This window comes from Companilactobacillus muriivasis (assembly GCF_036246245.1).
GTDB classification, from domain to species: Bacteria; Bacillota; Bacilli; order Lactobacillales; family Lactobacillaceae; genus Companilactobacillus; species Companilactobacillus muriivasis.
On record NZ_BTTQ01000001.1, the window covers coordinates 362,157 to 377,702 of the forward strand.

13 protein-coding genes are annotated in these 15,546 nt (G+C 35.1%); 9 read left to right on the forward strand and 4 right to left on the reverse strand.

Annotated features, from left to right (window positions below):
• Positions 1–48: 48 nt before the first annotated feature.
• The 3 genes from AAA923_RS01870 (at position 49) to AAA923_RS01880 (ending at position 3,164) form a co-directional block, all read left to right on the forward strand.
• A complete protein-coding gene (locus AAA923_RS01870) occupies positions 49–711 on the forward strand; it encodes an MmcQ/YjbR family DNA-binding protein (RefSeq protein ID WP_338214272.1) in 663 nt (220 codons plus the stop codon).
• 112 nt (positions 712–823) lie between these two features.
• Complete coding sequence (locus AAA923_RS01875) at positions 824–1,588, forward strand: ABC transporter ATP-binding protein (RefSeq protein ID WP_338214273.1); 765 nt, start codon at positions 824–826, stop codon at positions 1,586–1,588.
• Positions 1,581–3,164: an ABC transporter permease gene (locus AAA923_RS01880; RefSeq protein WP_338214274.1), complete on the forward strand. Its 1,584-nt coding sequence runs from the start codon at positions 1,581–1,583 to the stop codon at positions 3,162–3,164. Before AAA923_RS01875 ends, AAA923_RS01880 begins: the two co-directional genes overlap by 8 nt.
• Positions 3,165–3,558: 394 nt before the next feature.
• Here AAA923_RS01880 and AAA923_RS01885 read toward each other — a convergent pair whose 3' ends face one another.
• Positions 3,559–6,333 carry a cation-translocating P-type ATPase gene (locus AAA923_RS01885; protein WP_338214275.1) on the reverse strand — a complete coding sequence of 925 codons (2,775 nt, stop codon included), beginning with the start codon at positions 6,331–6,333 and terminating at the stop codon, positions 3,559–3,561.
• A gap of 245 nt (positions 6,334–6,578) precedes the next feature.
• Here AAA923_RS01885 and AAA923_RS01890 point away from each other — a divergent pair, with 245 nt between their 5' ends.
• On the forward strand, positions 6,579–7,400 hold the full coding sequence (locus tag AAA923_RS01890) for a Cof-type HAD-IIB family hydrolase (protein ID WP_338214276.1): 822 nt from the start codon (positions 6,579–6,581) through the stop codon (positions 7,398–7,400).
• A 43-nt stretch (positions 7,401–7,443) separates the two neighbouring features.
• Here the strand turns inward: AAA923_RS01890 and AAA923_RS01895 are convergent, their stop codons facing one another.
• Positions 7,444–8,652: an NADH:flavin oxidoreductase/NADH oxidase family protein gene (locus AAA923_RS01895; protein ID WP_338214277.1), complete on the reverse strand. Its 1,209-nt coding sequence runs from the start codon at positions 8,650–8,652 to the stop codon at positions 7,444–7,446.
• Between the two features lie 61 nt (positions 8,653–8,713).
• Positions 8,714–9,022, reverse strand: a complete 309-nt coding sequence (locus AAA923_RS01900; RefSeq protein ID WP_338214278.1) for an ArsR/SmtB family transcription factor — start codon at positions 9,020–9,022, stop codon at positions 8,714–8,716.
• Between the two features lie 163 nt (positions 9,023–9,185).
• Here AAA923_RS01900 and AAA923_RS01905 point away from each other — a divergent pair, with 163 nt between their 5' ends.
• The 5 genes from AAA923_RS01905 to AAA923_RS01925 all read left to right on the forward strand — a co-directional run bounded on the left by AAA923_RS01905 (position 9,186) and on the right by AAA923_RS01925 (position 14,284).
• Positions 9,186–9,500 (forward strand): bacteriocin immunity protein, encoded by a 315-nt coding sequence (locus AAA923_RS01905; protein WP_338214279.1) that lies wholly within the window; start codon positions 9,186–9,188, stop codon positions 9,498–9,500.
• Positions 9,501–9,675: 175 nt separating this feature from the next.
• Entirely contained in the window at positions 9,676–10,635 is a 960-nt protein-coding gene (locus AAA923_RS01910; RefSeq protein ID WP_338214280.1) for an aldo/keto reductase, read from the forward strand.
• Positions 10,636–11,130: 495 nt separating this feature from the next.
• Complete coding sequence (locus AAA923_RS01915) at positions 11,131–12,594, forward strand: FRG domain-containing protein (RefSeq protein WP_338214281.1); 1,464 nt, start codon at positions 11,131–11,133, stop codon at positions 12,592–12,594.
• A 48-nt stretch (positions 12,595–12,642) separates the two neighbouring features.
• Positions 12,643–13,314, forward strand: a complete 672-nt coding sequence (locus AAA923_RS01920; protein WP_338214282.1) for a hypothetical protein — start codon at positions 12,643–12,645, stop codon at positions 13,312–13,314.
• 148 nt (positions 13,315–13,462) lie between these two features.
• Positions 13,463–14,284: a Cof-type HAD-IIB family hydrolase gene (locus AAA923_RS01925; protein ID WP_338214283.1), complete on the forward strand. Its 822-nt coding sequence runs from the start codon at positions 13,463–13,465 to the stop codon at positions 14,282–14,284.
• Positions 14,285–14,339: 55 nt separating this feature from the next.
• Here the strand turns inward: AAA923_RS01925 and AAA923_RS01930 are convergent, their stop codons facing one another.
• Positions 14,340–15,335 (reverse strand): aldo/keto reductase, encoded by a 996-nt coding sequence (locus tag AAA923_RS01930; protein ID WP_338214284.1) that lies wholly within the window; start codon positions 15,333–15,335, stop codon positions 14,340–14,342.
• Positions 15,336–15,546 lie beyond the last annotated feature (211 nt).

Below are 15,546 nucleotides of genomic sequence, written 5' to 3' on the forward strand. Positions count from 1 at the left end.
ATCTGCTCTGCTATAATAGGATTCAAATAGGTTGAGGGGGAGAGTATAATGGCAGCAATTCAATTTAAAGATAGTAAAGTTGATTTTGATAAGTTAGTAAAATTTGGTTTTGTTAAAAATGGTACGGTTTATGAATATCAGGAGACCATCGTGGATAACCAATTTTTGCTTAAAGTAACTGTTAATACAGACGGTGGCTTGGAAACTCAAGTAATTGACTCCGAAACTAAAGCAGAATATGTTTTACATTTACAGCCTGGTGCGACTGGAAAATTTGTTACTAAAGTTGCCAATGAATATCAGGCTGTATTGGATAAGATACAGGCTGCTTGTTATGAGAAAGATGTTTTTAAGGAACCGCAAGTCAAGGATGTTAGCGACTACATAAATGATACTTATGATAGTCAATTGGAATTTCTTTGGAAAAGATCTATACATAATGCAATTTGGCGTCGCGGCGATACAAATAAATGGTTCGGCCTATTATCGGTAATTCCTAAGTCTAAGTTGGGATTGGATTCTGATGAAACCGTTACGGTGATCGATATGCGAGCTGATCCGGAGATGATTGAAAAACTTGTTGACAATAAAAAATATTTTCCTGGCTATCATATGAGCAAGCGAAGTTGGTACACAATTATGTTAAATGGTTCAGTTGATAATCAAGAGATTTTTGACCGTTTGCAAGAAAGTTATGATTTAGCAAAATAAATTTTGTCAATTGGAAATAGCAAATAATTTATCTAGAATTCTTTTAATATCCTGAGTTCAATACAAAAATTTGTTATGCTTATTACTAACATAACGTTAATGGGGTGCACAAATGATTGATATCAACGACCTGTCAAAGAGCTATGGTAATAAAAAAGCTTTACAACATTTAACATTGCAAATTAAACCTGGGGAAATTTTCGGATTCTTGGGTCATAATGGTGCCGGTAAATCGACTACTATCAAAAATTTAGTCAGTATTATTCAACCTACTAGCGGCTCAATTAAAGTTGACGGTCTAGAATTATCAGAACATCGTCAAGAGATTAAACAAAAAATTGCTTATGTTCCGGATACTCCAGATATCTTTTTGCAGTTAACAGCTACAGAATATTGGGATTTATTGGCAGCAGCCTATGATTTGTCTGATGATGAAGTTAAATCTCGCCGTCAAAAGTTAGTAAATCTATTCAATATGGGCTTACATGTGGATGAAACTATGGCTAGTTTTTCACATGGTATGCGTCAAAAGACTGTTTTAATTGGAGCATTATTGTCTGACCCTGATATTTGGATATTGGACGAACCGATGCAAGGATTAGATCCACAGGCAGCCTATGATTTAAAACAATTGATGCAAGCTCACGCTAAAAAGGGAAAAACAGTTATCTTTTCGACCCACAATTTGGATACAGCTCAGCAATTATGCGATGAGTTAGCCATTTTGAAAACTGGTGAGTTGATATATAACGGTTCAGTTAAGGATTTATTAGCTCAACACGAGAATGAGTCACTTGAAGAAATATACTTACAGATGGCTGGCCGTCAAGGTGATGGTCACTTAGTTGACGATATCGAAGGTGATACTCATGAATAAACGACAACTGGGTGCTTTATTAGCGGTCAATTTGCGTTTGGTTAATCCACAAGTGACTGACCGCTATCGTAAGAAAGGTAAAACTGGTGCTGAGTTAACAAATAAACTGAAGTTACAATTCTTAACCAATACAATACTTTTCTTGGCAATTTATGGTTTTACGATGTTTTCAATTGACTTTAGCAAGAAGCCAGGAATGTTTACCTTTTACGTTGGACTATTTGTTTTATTGGGAATATCTCAAAGCATTTCTGGTTTGTATAATGTTTTCTTTTCCGGAAAGGATATCAATAGTTATTTACCGTTGCCATTTCGTCAAAGTGAGATTTTTTTGAGCAAAGTTTTGATTGTGGCGTTCAATGTGATTCCTTTTACTTTGCCACTGTTGATAGCATTCTTCTTAACGGGCTGGCACTCTGGGATAATGATACCAATAGCGGTGTTAATGTCATTGATCGTTTATTTATTGATTATGACGATTATCTTCATGTTCTGTGCGCTAATAGTCTTTGCATTGACGAAGACTAAAGTTTTCCGTGAACATCAGAGTTTAGTAATGAATGGTCTGATGGGAATAACGATGGTAATTGCTATTGGCGGAATTATGTTGATGAGCAGTGGTAATAATGTAACTGGAACAAGTTATGACCGCTCTGTAATCAGTATTTTTATGCCAATATTCCAAATCTTTAATGTACCTGTTTCCATAAATAGTGGGATTTCATGGCTAGGGTTATTGATTCTCTTAGCCGTGTTTGGTGGTATTTTGAAATATTTGATTGTACCTCAATTGAATGAGCAATTAACCGCCGTTAATTCAGCGTCATTGAAAGGATCAGTCCAACGAAAAGCTGTCAAACGTCAAGGATTAAACGCCAATTTAGATTCATATAATTGGCAATTATGGAAAGAGCCTAATTTATTGTTACAAGTCGTAATGAATTCAGTTATGATTCCAGTAATTTTTGTTATTTCTTTTTCGTTTGCCAAACTGCCAAGTGATTTGCCGCTCAAATGGATGGGTGTTTTCTTCGTGGCTGGGATTGCGTTTAGTAGTTTTACAACCAATCAGTCTGCTTTAGTAGGTAATCTAATTTCCTTAGATAGAGCTAATTTTGAATTTGTTAAATCATTACCATTTTCATTGAAACAATATTTACGTCGAAAGTTTTTATTTGGCTATCTAATGCAAGTTATTCTCAATGTTGTGATAGTCATTATTATGTCAGTTTTTTTGAAGACTGGTCTGATAATGGCATGGGCACTAATTTGTGGATCCGCATGGGGTACTTATTTGATGAGCTTGCATTACTTCAGCCGTGATTATCGTTTAAGATTGACTAACTGGACAAATATAACAGAACTGTTCAATCGTGGTGGCGGTAATTTAGGGATGGTAGCCACTATGTTTGCATCAGTATTCATTAGTGTAATTATTCTTGTAGCTTATAGTATGTTGCTAATTAATACACCGTGGGCGGCAATGATTAATGTCGTAGTTTTAGCGGTAATTTTAATTGCATCATGGTTATTGTTGAGACATTATCGAGTTAAATTTTGGAATCAATTTGATTAAAAAAAGACTGAATTTACTAGTTGAAAAGTAAATTCAGTCTTTTTGGCTCTATATTCAAAAGTTAAAGTTTATTGAAATATTCCGTTTCCAGAACTGAGAGTATTCATTCTGCTGCGCGGTACGGTTCGAGCCAAAGAGCGGTCTCGAACCTCGGTTGAAGCCTTACCACAGACCAGTAAGTCTCCAACACGCCCGGTGGTGTAATCGCTAAAGCAATAACGCCACTTTCGCGGCAGATGAATACTCTCAGTTCTTCCAACTAATTTATTTTCTATGAGTAATAATCAAATGATAGCATCCGATTAGTTAAATAAATATTGGTTAATGGTGATATAGCAACGGTCATATACCATTCTGCTTTTTCAATTTTTACACCATATTTATTTGGTATAAATTATGCAGTTTGTGGATGTCTATATCTAACAATTAATTTTCTCAATTCTTCAATTAGGAAGATTGGGATTGGAACAATGAATAAGAAAATCCAATCTCTAACTTGTAGTGGGGCAGTATTGAATACTCCCTGAATACCAGGTGTGTAAACGAGAATTGCCAATAAAAGTACTTCAAAGACAATACCTGCCCAGATTCTGTGGTTACTGAATAATCCCAGTTTGAGAACTGAAGTATATTTACTACGACAATTAAGTGCGGCGGCAATTTGACAGAAGATAATCGCTGCTAAGGTCATTGTTGTAGCACGGTTATAACCAATACCTGATGATAACAAGTGTTGGGCAGGCCAACCATTTTCGAAATTGACGAAGAAATATGCCAAAGTTGAAACAAGTGAGGCAATCGCACCATACCAAGCAAATGCTGTCAGAATTAAATGTTTATCAAGTAGGTGAGATTTACGAGAACGTGGAGCTTGATTCATGATACCAGGTTCAGGCTGTTCAGCACCTAATCCTAAGGCGGGTAACATATCGGTACCAAGATCAACAACTAAAATTTGTAGAACTGTTAGTGGCAATGGAATTAAACCACGGCTTAATAGAAATAGAACTGAAGGGATAGCCTCTGGTACGTTGGAATTGAAGATATACAGCAGAAACTTTTGAATATTACTGTAAACTGTTCGACCTTCTTCAATGGCGGCCACGATAGAAGCAAAGTTGTCATCGGTTAAAATCATATCGGCAGCATCCTTAGCAACATCTGTACCAGTGACACCCATAGCGACACCGATATTTGCTTTCTTCAAGGCTGGGGCATCATTAACACCATCACCAGTTGAAGCAACGATTTGACCCATTGTTTGTAGCGTTGAAACAATCTTATATTTTTGTTCAGGAGCAACTCTAGCAAAGATAATTTCACCCTTGAGAGCTTGCTTTAATTCATCTGTACTCATTTGGTCCAATTCAGAACCGGTGACAACACGTGCTTTGTCACTCGTGATACCAATTTTAACGGCGATTGATTTAGCGGTAATTTCACTGTCACCAGTAACCATAATGATTTTGATTTTAGCATTGTGGCATTTCTTAACAGCATCGTAAATTTCAGGACGAGGGGGATCAGCCATGACTGTTAAACCAACGAACGTTAAATTCTTTTCAACGCTGTCAATGGTCAACGAATCAATCTGATCTTTACCACTATAAGGGATGGTCTGATAAGCGAAGGCCAATGAACGTAATCCTTTGGTAGCGTAAGATTTGTTAGCTTGATTGATAGCAGTTTGATCAGCGCTTGTTAGAGGACGAATATTTCCGTGATCTTGAATGGTCGAACACTGTTTCAAAAGATCACTCAATGACCCTTTGACAGCAACTAATAATTGCTTGCCTTGTTGGTGAATCGTAGTCATTCGTTTACGGTCAGAGTCGAAAGGTAATTCCTTAAGACGTGGGTTATCCTTCAAGTATTCTGCTGTTTTGAAGCCAGCTTTTTGAGTCAAAATAACTAATGCGGCTTCGGTTGGTGTACCTAAAATCTTTGGTTTCTGAGTATCTTTAGCATATTCGACCGTTGTATCGTTATTGAATGCAGCAATGGTCAATAACTGTTTCAAATCTGGATCAGTTTGATAATCAACTTTTTGTTGTTTTCTTTGAATGGTACCGTTGTTGACATAACCTTGACCAGAGATGGTATATACGCCGGAAGACAACCAGATATTGTTAACAGTCATTTGGTTTTGTGTCAAAGTACCAGTTTTATCGGAACAAATAACGGTCGTTTCACCTAAAGTTTCAACACTGTTTAAATCCTTTACCAAAGCGTGTTTCTTAGCCATCCGTTGAACACCTTGAGCCAATGATAATGTGACGGTTGGTAAGAGTCCCTCGGGAATAAAGGCTACAATCATACCTAATGCAAAAATAAATGATTGGGCAACAGGGTGATGTACAACGAGAATTGCGGCCACGAAAAAGGCCACACCAATACCCATGGCAATCAGTGAAATCTGCTTGGTTAGTCGATTTAATTCCAATTGTAGAGGACTAGTTTCTTTATTTTGCTTTTGAGTTAATGAAGCAATTTTCCCAAATTCAGTCTGCATACCGGTCGTAATAGCAACAGCTTTAGCAGTTCCAGCCCCGACTGTGGTTCCGGCATAAACTAGATTGGATTCAGAAAATTTACCTTCACCGGGTAAAAATTTAACATTCTTAGATTCTGGAACAGTTTCACCCGTTAAGGCTGATTGATCGATTTGAATCGAGGTTGCTTCAAGCAGTCTAGCATCAGCGGGAACTGAGTTACCAGCTTGTAAATTGAAGACGTCACCAGGAACCAAATCAGTGGCGTTTAATTTTTGTTCCTCACCATCACGAAATACTTGCGTGTAGGTTGGTAACATTGCCATCAAGGAGTCAGTTGCTTTGGCCGCCTTATGTTCTTGCCAAAAGCTGAAGATACCGTTGATGATGTTAACTAACCAAATTGCGATACCTAACTCAACTGAGCCGGTAAAAATAGCAATCAAACCACTGATCCATAAAAGAATCGCCATTAGACTAATAAAATTTTTCAGAAAAGCTTTAATCTGTGATTTCTGTTTACTGTGATGAATCATATTTGGTCCATATTGAGCTTGACGTTTAGTGGCTTCGGTTTGACTCAGGCCTGCCGTGGTAGTCTTCAAGTGGTCAAGTAATTGTTCAATTGGTTCTGTAGCGTAATTTTCTTTAGAATCTTGTGCATGAATGTCCTTCATTTTTTTCACCATCTTTTTTTGAAAAACCCTCATAAATAATGAAATTGGATTACAATTTAGAAAATTTTCATACTATTCATTAATGCAATTATAGTTCTAATATAAAAATAAGTATTAAAGTAACACTTAATTCACGCTGATATAGTAGTTATTAAGACGATTAAAGTAAAGCGTCGCACTGACTTTTTTCGGAAAATGGTCCACTTTGTGATATTATAAAATAATGCTTTTAAGGAGATAAATTTATGACCATTAAATTAGTTGCTTTTGACATGGATGGAACTTTCCTAAATGATCAAAATACATACAATCACCAACGTTTTGGTGAAATTTTAAAAGAATTACGTGCTAAAGGTACACGAGTCGTAGCTGCCAGTGGTTCACAATATCAACGTTTGTTGGACCAATTTGACGAATTCAAGACTGAAATGGATTTTGTTTCTCAAAATGGTGCGGCAGTTTACAGTAATGGTCAGCCATTATTGATTCAAGCAATGCCTGAAGAGGCCGTAACGGCAACTTTAAATATTATTAATCATCAGTTTGATTCAACTGATATTGCTGAACACTTAGTTGTTGGAGTGAAGTCAGCTTATGTTGACAAAACTATTTCGCAAGCGGCTTATGATTTAACTTATCATTACTACAATCATTTACAACGAGTTGATGACTTGCCAACTGTGACACCTGAGAAATTGCAGGATCAAGTTACTAGTATTGGTGTAACTTTTGCAGAACACGTTGATTTCAAAAAGGCACTGACTGGTTTACGTCAATCATTGCCAAATGGTTTATCCAGTCAAACTTCTGGTTATAATACGGAATTAATAAGTGAAAACTCAGTTAATAAGGCTGCTGGTTTACGTGAATTACAGGATAAATTCAATATTGCTGACGATGAAATTATGACTTTTGGCGATAATGAAAATGATTTGAGTATGTTGGAATTGACACCTTACGGTTATGCGGTTGCTAATGCGACAGATAAAATTAAGGGTGCAGTTAACCATTATACTGAATCAAATAATGATGAGGGCGTACTCAATGTTTTGAGTCGTTTGATCTAAAAAAGTATTTGAACTTTATTGAAAAGTTCAAATACTTTTTTCTTTATCCTCGTTGAGGTATTAGAGCGGATAATCCTTGGCGTTTGAATGCAAAGCCAAGTGAACTCCAAGCACTGTCAGTTATCTGGATAGGCAAACCTTTTGCTGTTCGAAACATTTGTTGTTGATAATAACTCAAACCAACTAATGGACCGACTTTTTTATCCAAACTCTTAATCTTCGTTGTGAGATGATGCAGGTTGATTTTAGTAAAATTGCCAGTTTCAAATTGATTTGGTAGATCAGGTATTAAAACAATTGGACGTGCCAAACCAATTAAGTCAGCTTCATCATTTTCGATTGCCTTTGACATACCATTTGCAGAACTGAATCCACCAGTAACTGCGATTGGTGCGGTGATAGTTTGTTTAACTTTAGCGGCGTAATCAATGAAGAAAGCACCTTTACCAATACCTTGAACAGTTGGCTTTTCGTAATTTCCACCTGATATTTCAACTAAATCAATTCCGAGTTGATCCATTTTTTGAATAACCTTAATGGAATCTTCTTGAGAGAAGCCACCTTTACGTAGGTCAGAGGAATTAATCTTTAGCGCAATTGGGAAATCAGTTCCTAATTTTTCGCGCATACCTTGATAAATCTCTACTAGAACCCGCATCCGATTTTCTAAGTTACCGCCATATTCATCAACACGACGATTATCATGTGGTGAAAGAAATTGACTAAGTAGGTATCCGTGGGCAGCATGAATTTCAACACCTGAGAAACCAGCTTCCTTAGCAACTACCGCCGCATTGACAAATTTTTGGATGATAGTTTTAATTTCTATTCGTGTTAAAGCTCGTGGAGTGTTGAAAGCATAACTGTTAGAACCAGCCATTGGCACAGCACTAGGCGATACTGGTTGTTTACTGATAGTTTTAGGCGATTGTTTGCCGGGATGATTTAACTGCATGAAAATTTTAGCACCATTCTCAGTGCCAGCTTGAGCCCATTGTTTGAGTAAAGCTAAGTCTTTAGTATCTTCAATAACGACATTACCGAATTCCCCGCGTGCAGTACTGTCGACCATGACGTTACCGGTGATTATCAGTCCAGTACCACCTTGAGCCCAAGTATGGTATAGCTTGATTAATTCTGATGTTGGACGGTAATGTTTATCGCCCATAGTTTCACTGGTAGCAGCTTTCATAAAACGATTTTTAATGGTAGTTCCGTTGGGTAATTCTAGTGATGTAAAAATATCTGTCATACTTTTTCTCCTGTTGATAGGTTTAAACTCTTAAACCTATAGTGTAAAAAATAATTTCACCCTATTTGGATGAAATACTTTCTTCTAATGATTTAGTTAAATCTTTGAGCAATTGTACAGTATCAGCTAATGAAACTTTGTATAGTCGTTCCTTACCAACTTTTTGAACTGCGATAACACCCGCATCGAGCATTAATTTAAGGTGGTGTGAAACAGCAGGGCGTGAAAGTTCAAGTTGATCCGTGATTTGATTAACGGTTAATTCGTTATTCTTGCATAGCAATAAGATAATTTTTTGACGGTTTTCATCTTGAAAAATTGAGAAAATCGGCATGCCACGTTTGAATATTGCCATTGTTTCTTCAGCCATATTTGCCTCCAATATGTTTAAAGGTTTAAACATATTGTATTTTATGCTAGTAGATATGTCAACAATAATTTAATTGAGGATTTAAAAAATGTCCTTGAGGATGTTTTCTATCTATAAATCCCTCAATTATTTATAATCATTATGAGTTTGAAAGGAGATTATTATGGCAGAAAATCTGGAAACAGAAACATTTCAAATAATTGATGCAATGTATAATCAATTGCACAACGAAAAACGGGATCAGCAAATATTGAATGTTTTGTTAAAAGCTGGTGCCGCTTTAAATAAAAATGTTCCACCACAGATTGTCGCAACTAAGACTGTTAATGGCTTTAGTTTGTATGTTATGACGCATATTGATGAAAGCTTTGGGCCAGAAATTGGTCGAGAGATTTCTGAATTGACAAGGATTGCTCGTATAGAAGGATATCAATGGAGTAGTACAGGATTAGGTGATTTAAGAATTCAATTTGAATAATATTTATTTCCTACACAACAAGTTTTAAGTTATTTAGGTGGATAAACAATACCTAATATGCATAATGTTTAATGCATAATAAGTATTAGAAATTGTCAGTCAGTTACACTATGATTAGATAATTAATTAATCGATTTATATAAATAACGGACGAACATAAAATGGAGGAATTTAAATGTCAGATAAAATGATTCAAACACCATCAATTGCAATCGGTACTTGGGCTTGGGGCGATAGTGGTACTAAAGGAGAAGGCTATTTTGGTAGTCAATTAACTCAAGAAAATCTTCAAGCAGTTACTGATAACGCCATTAAGAATGGCTTTACACTTTGGGATACAGCTGCCGTTTATGGTATGGGACATTCAGAGACAGTTCTAGGTACAATGTTAGAGAAATATGACCGGAGTGAATATCAATTATCAACTAAATTTACACCACAAATTGCTGATAATAGTGATAATCCAGTGGAAACAATGTTGAACGCTAGTTTGAAACGTCTAAAAACAGATTATATAGATATTTATTGGATTCATAATCCGGCTGATGTAGAAAAGTGGACACCATATATTATCCCATTGCTTGAAAACGGCAAGATTAAACATGTTGGTGTTTCAAATCATAATATTGATCAAATAAAATTAGCAGACAGTATTTTAAATAAAGCTGGTTATCGAGTAGAGGCTGTTCAAAATCACTTTAGCTTGCTTTACCGTAGTTCAGAAGAGGCTGGAGTTTTGGATTATTGTAAAGAACATAATATTAAATTCTTTGCATATATGGTCTTAGAACAAGGAGCTTTAACTGGAAGATATAATCAAGACAATCCATTACCTGCTGGTAGTGATCGTGCTGCTATTTATAATCAACTATTGCCACAACTAGAATCTTTAACAGATAAGATGAAGGCTATGGGTGAAGCACAAAATGTTTCAACGGCTGATATTGCTACAGCATGGGCAATTGCCAAGGGAACAACACCAATTTTGGGAGTTACTAAGCCAAAATACATTGATGATGAAGTCCAAGTTAATAAGATTAAATTGAGTAACGAAGATATTAAGACTTTGGAAAAGTTAGCAGATGCGGCGAATGTAGATACTCGTGGTGGCTGGGAACAACCAATGGATAAATAATATTTCGATATATGGTAGCATGTTACCTATGTAAATATCAGATGAAAAATAATGGTTTTTTGTCAAATCGTATTGATGAATGATTTTGAGCCTAAAGCACTTCCTAATTGAGGTGCTTTTTTTTATGCACAAATCAGTCTTATTCTTCTAGACATATGGTCAATATTTCTGAACTCGTAGTCATTATGTTTAATTTTCTTTATCTTACCAATGGCGCTTTTCTTCTAATCTTTCATTGTAGATAACATTGATACCCGGATTACAAAAATCCATCATTTTATATGAAAATTTTCGATAAGTAATCACAACAGCTTGATCAAATCAGGTTGACTGATAACGGATTCTGGGGTGTCGAGATGTAGTGGCTTTAAATATCAGATGAGTATTTTTAAAATAAAGTCAGGACAATATCGATTTGCCATGTTTAATAAGACTAGTATAATTTATTCAATTGATTTAATTGTTAAATTAATTTGAATATAGGAGAAGATTATCTTGAAGGAAAATCAAATGAATTCAGTATCTGAATATTTAAGTTATTTGGAAAAATTTAATGTTTACTCCAGAAAAGGTAAATTATTTTTTAGAGGTCAGCTTTCAAGCTTTTCAGATATGAAACCATCGATTGCCAGAAATAAAAAAAATTTTATTAACGAATCAGATATTTTCAATGAAAATAAAATTGAGGGGAAAAATATTCTTCAAAACTTAGCTAAAATGCAACATGACGGAAAACCGACTCGATTATTAGATTTTACAACTGATCCGCTCGTGGCATTATTTTTCGCAACGCAAAATGAAAAAAGAGAGGATTCAAGTATATATCTATTTATCAGACCGAGCAGCGGAATTGATGAACTTAAGGTCAAATTTCTGTCATTTATTGCTACCCAAAATAATAGAAATATTAAATATATAACTACGCAGTTTAACAGTGTATTTAATACTAATGTATCCGTTGAGAAAGCAAAATCATTATTAAGCAATGGTGTTTTTTTAAGACCTGGTTCCCTTTCTGATACAGAAAATAGAAGAATGAATGAACAAAAGGGAACATTTGCCATTCCTGGAAATTTTGTTGAGAATAATAAAATTATGGATATCATTCCCTTTGAAAACGAAGGTTCATACGAAGAAATAGTGATTCCCTTTGAATTTCAGAAAAGCATTCGTAAAGAATTAAGATCCAAAGGTTACACAAGGGAACGACTCTATGGTGAGGCGGGACACTCAGTAAGGTATTCTGAATCGAATGATAATAGTTATCAAGAAATAAAGCCAGAATTCATTAATAAGGGTCTTTATAAGCAATATTCAGAAACTGTTGAATTCGATAGATTGAATACCTTGGATGAAATTGATGCTTGGGGTTATAAACGTGCTATTAATTCGGGAGCCGAGTCAATATGGATTTGGTATAGAAGAAAAGGTGCATCAGCAGGAAATAATATTTTAATTCAACACTGGTTTACGTCAAGATTGGAAGCGGAATGTGGCTGGCATGGCAAAGAATATGCTCAACTAAAATTAGATGATGAATTCGGACATGGATTTATTCCTTATGAGGTTTTCATTCAAAATTCGACTTCAAGATTTAAGCATCTTCAAGTTAATCCAGATGCAACAGAAGTATCACTAGAAGTTAAGTTATATGATAGAGGTTTAATCATTGATACTAATTTATTGAAGGGCACTAAATTGTTTATAACTTATCGAGTAGATAATGGAGTTGAATGCAGTGATGATCTTATTGTTGATGAAAAGTTATCTAAGTTTTCTATCAAATCGAAATTTAATAGAATAAGTGGTATCGTGACATTAATTGCATCTTCATTACAAGAAAATGCAATTAGAGATATGTATGGAATAGATTATGAAAATTTAACAGGGGAATTTATTAAACGTTCCAGTGAAGAGGCAATTGTTTTTGGAAAAAAAGAATTTATTCTTGTCAAGTGATTTCCAGAGAATGATGATTCTAAAATAATAAGTTGAGGATAATAATTGATGAATAAAGACAAGGCAATAGGATTTATAAAATTTATTGATGAATTACATAAAAAAGATTTTTTTGATATGAATAAGTTATGGGTCACGAGAATTGAACAATTTAATAGCTTTAAGGATATTGGAAAAAATGGATTGATTTCAGACAGTAATGAAGGAAAAATAGGTAATAATAGTGCTATGAATGCGTATATTTCATCGTTTACAATAGTGAAAATGTCTAATTTTTCTTTGGACGGAAAACTAAAGAGAGAATTCGTAAAACCAATCATAAATTCTGAAATTAGTAATAATTCAAATAGGCCTTTTATAATAATTCCGGTAGAAAATATGACTGAATTTATTAAGCGTGCTAAGCAAAGCATATTATATAATGAGAATGGAGATAGTTTTTTTACCAGGGAAGTAAAGTATACAAAACCTAAAAAGGGAACGAAATATTCAGAGGTAATGATGGGTTATAAAGATTCTAAGTATTCATCACAACAAGAATATAGAATTGGAACAGTGGAAAACTCGCCCAATCTAAAAACAGCTATTAATAAGGATAGAAGTTCAAAAATTGGGAAATACATAGAATTTGATAGATCATTCAAATTTGCAAGTGATCTTAAAGGCCGAAATGAATTAAATCATTTATCTTCAACAGATTTTGAAAAAAATAAAAAATAAAAATTTAGTTTCAAAGTACATTTATGAACAAAATTTCAAAATTTTTTTGATTATTATTAATATCAAACAGAAACACCCAAGTGGTTGCGTTTACATCAATACTTCGTTAAGGTTAATAAGTAATCTTTAAAGGTGAGAGGTTTTTATTATGTATAAAATGATTGTTTGCGATCTTGATGAAACGTTAATGAATGATGATGGAAGTCTGTCAGATAAAAATGCTGAAGCCATTCAAGCTGCTACAGCCAAGGGAGTTCACTTTGTTGTAAACTCAGGTCGCAGTTATACATCATTTCAAAATGATTTAGAGAAAATGCACTTACGTGATCAACCTAATCAGTATTCAATTTCTTATAATGGTGGCTTAGTTTTGGAAAATAAAAATAATAAACCACTGATTGTTAACGCAATGTCATTTGATATTGCTAAAGGTGTTTTTGAAGTAGGAGCTGCTAATCATGCAGCAGCGACACATTTCTATACTCAAGATGTGTTGTATATTTATAATCCAACGCCTGATGATTCCAATTATTTGAAGACACGTGGTGTATCGTTTGAAGTAATGGATACGCCTGATTTTGATCAGTTCAAGGATATGAACATTATGAAAGTTATCATGGCTTTGCCAACAGTTGATGAACGTAAAGCGATGCGCGATGCTGTTCAAAGTAAAGTTGACCCAAGTCAATTGGCAGTTACTTTTTCATCCGGTCGCTACGTAGAATTTAATCCGGCGGGAATTGACAAGGGTAGCGCCTCAGTTCAACTAGGTAAATTGCTTGATATTAAACCAGAAGAAATTATTGCAGCTGGTGATAATAGTAATGATTTGCCAATGTTAGAGGTAGTTGGTTTGCCAGTCAGCGTTTCTAACGGAATTGATACCGTCAAAGATGCGGCCAAATATGTTACCGAAGCTGATAATAACCATGATGCTTTGGCTGAAGTCATTAATAAATTTGTTCTATAAAAGTTGATACAAAAAAATGAATCCTTAGACTGAAATTCAGTTTAGGAATCATTTTTTATTTGATTAATTTATTGATTTGGTCAACTTCGTCGTTTGAAAAGTCTAAATTATCCAAAGCTTGTAGATTTTCATCCAAATGTTTGTTGCTAGTTGTTCCGATAATAACACTGGCAACAACTGGGTCGCGTAATAACCAAGCAAGTGACATTTGACTGAGTGTTTGGTCACGATTCTTAGCAATGTCGTTTAAATTGTTCAATTTAGCAACCAAGGCTTCAGGGCCATTGTCCAATAGACTAGCGTTGGTATGGTGAATCTTGAAATCGCTAGAAATACCATCAAGATAACGGTCTGACAACAAACCTTCACAGAGTGGGCCATAAGCAATTGCACCAGCACCATTATCTTTGAGAACTTGGGCAATACCACTAGTTTCAACGTGGTCATTCAACAAGTTCATACTCATTTGATCTAAGACAAATGGTGTACCAAGTTGTTTGAAGAGGGCAATAGCTTTCTTTAATTCGGGTACTTCATAGTTAGAAACACCCACGTATAAAGCTTTACCAGAACGAACAATGTCATCCAAAGCACGAACGGTTTCTTCAATTGGAGTTTTGTCATCATAACGGTGTGCATAATAAATGTCAACATAGTCTAAGTTTAAACGTTGCAATGAATCGTTGATACCTTGGATTAAGGATTTACGAGAAGTTCCAATTCCGTAAGGGCCATCGTGGATTTCGTAGCCAACTTTAGTTGAAATGACTAATTCATCACGATAAGGTTTCAAATCATTTTTCAAAATTTGTCCTAGCAATTGCTCAGAACTACCAAAGCCAACTTGTCCATCACCATAATGGTTAGCAACGTCAAAGTGGAAAACACCCTTATCAAAAGCATGTAAAATCACATCACGTCTGTCACTCAATGGGTCAGCACTACCAAAATGACGCCATAATCCCAAAGAAATAGGTGGTAACATTAATCCAGTTTGACCAGCGTGACGAACAGAATTATTTTTATAACGATCTTCTGAAGCAGAATACATATCCTAAACCTCCTAATTATTCATACTATAATGCGGTACTAGTTAAATATTCCGTCTACAGAGCTGGGAAATATTCACTAGCTGTGCGGACCGGCCCGAGCCACAGTGCGGTCTCGAACCACGGCATACAAATATTTCCCAGCTCTTCCGACTAATTAATTGTTATTAATTGAGTGTGAACATTTGATAACAGAGTATCAACTAGCACGAC

Bases quoted from the DNA above. Each gene is read 5' to 3' on its own strand.
- AAA923_RS01870 (WP_338214272.1), top strand. From the start codon at position 49: ATGGCAGCAATTCAATTTAAAGATAGTAAAGTTGATTTTGATAAGTTA.
- AAA923_RS01875 (WP_338214273.1), top strand. From the start codon at position 824: ATGATTGATATCAACGACCTGTCAAAGAGCTATGGTAATAAAAAAGCT.
- AAA923_RS01880 (WP_338214274.1), top strand. From the start codon at position 1,581: ATGAATAAACGACAACTGGGTGCTTTATTAGCGGTCAATTTGCGTTTG.
- AAA923_RS01885 (WP_338214275.1), bottom strand. From the start codon at position 6,333: ATGAAGGACATTCATGCACAAGATTCTAAAGAAAATTACGCTACAGAA.
- AAA923_RS01890 (WP_338214276.1), top strand. From the start codon at position 6,579: ATGACCATTAAATTAGTTGCTTTTGACATGGATGGAACTTTCCTAAAT.
- AAA923_RS01895 (WP_338214277.1), bottom strand. From the start codon at position 8,652: ATGACAGATATTTTTACATCACTAGAATTACCCAACGGAACTACCATT.
- AAA923_RS01900 (WP_338214278.1), bottom strand. From the start codon at position 9,022: ATGGCTGAAGAAACAATGGCAATATTCAAACGTGGCATGCCGATTTTC.
- AAA923_RS01905 (WP_338214279.1), top strand. From the start codon at position 9,186: ATGGCAGAAAATCTGGAAACAGAAACATTTCAAATAATTGATGCAATG.
- AAA923_RS01910 (WP_338214280.1), top strand. From the start codon at position 9,676: ATGTCAGATAAAATGATTCAAACACCATCAATTGCAATCGGTACTTGG.
- AAA923_RS01920 (WP_338214282.1), top strand. From the start codon at position 12,643: ATGAATAAAGACAAGGCAATAGGATTTATAAAATTTATTGATGAATTA.
- AAA923_RS01925 (WP_338214283.1), top strand. From the start codon at position 13,463: ATGTATAAAATGATTGTTTGCGATCTTGATGAAACGTTAATGAATGAT.
- AAA923_RS01930 (WP_338214284.1), bottom strand. From the start codon at position 15,335: ATGTATTCTGCTTCAGAAGATCGTTATAAAAATAATTCTGTTCGTCAC.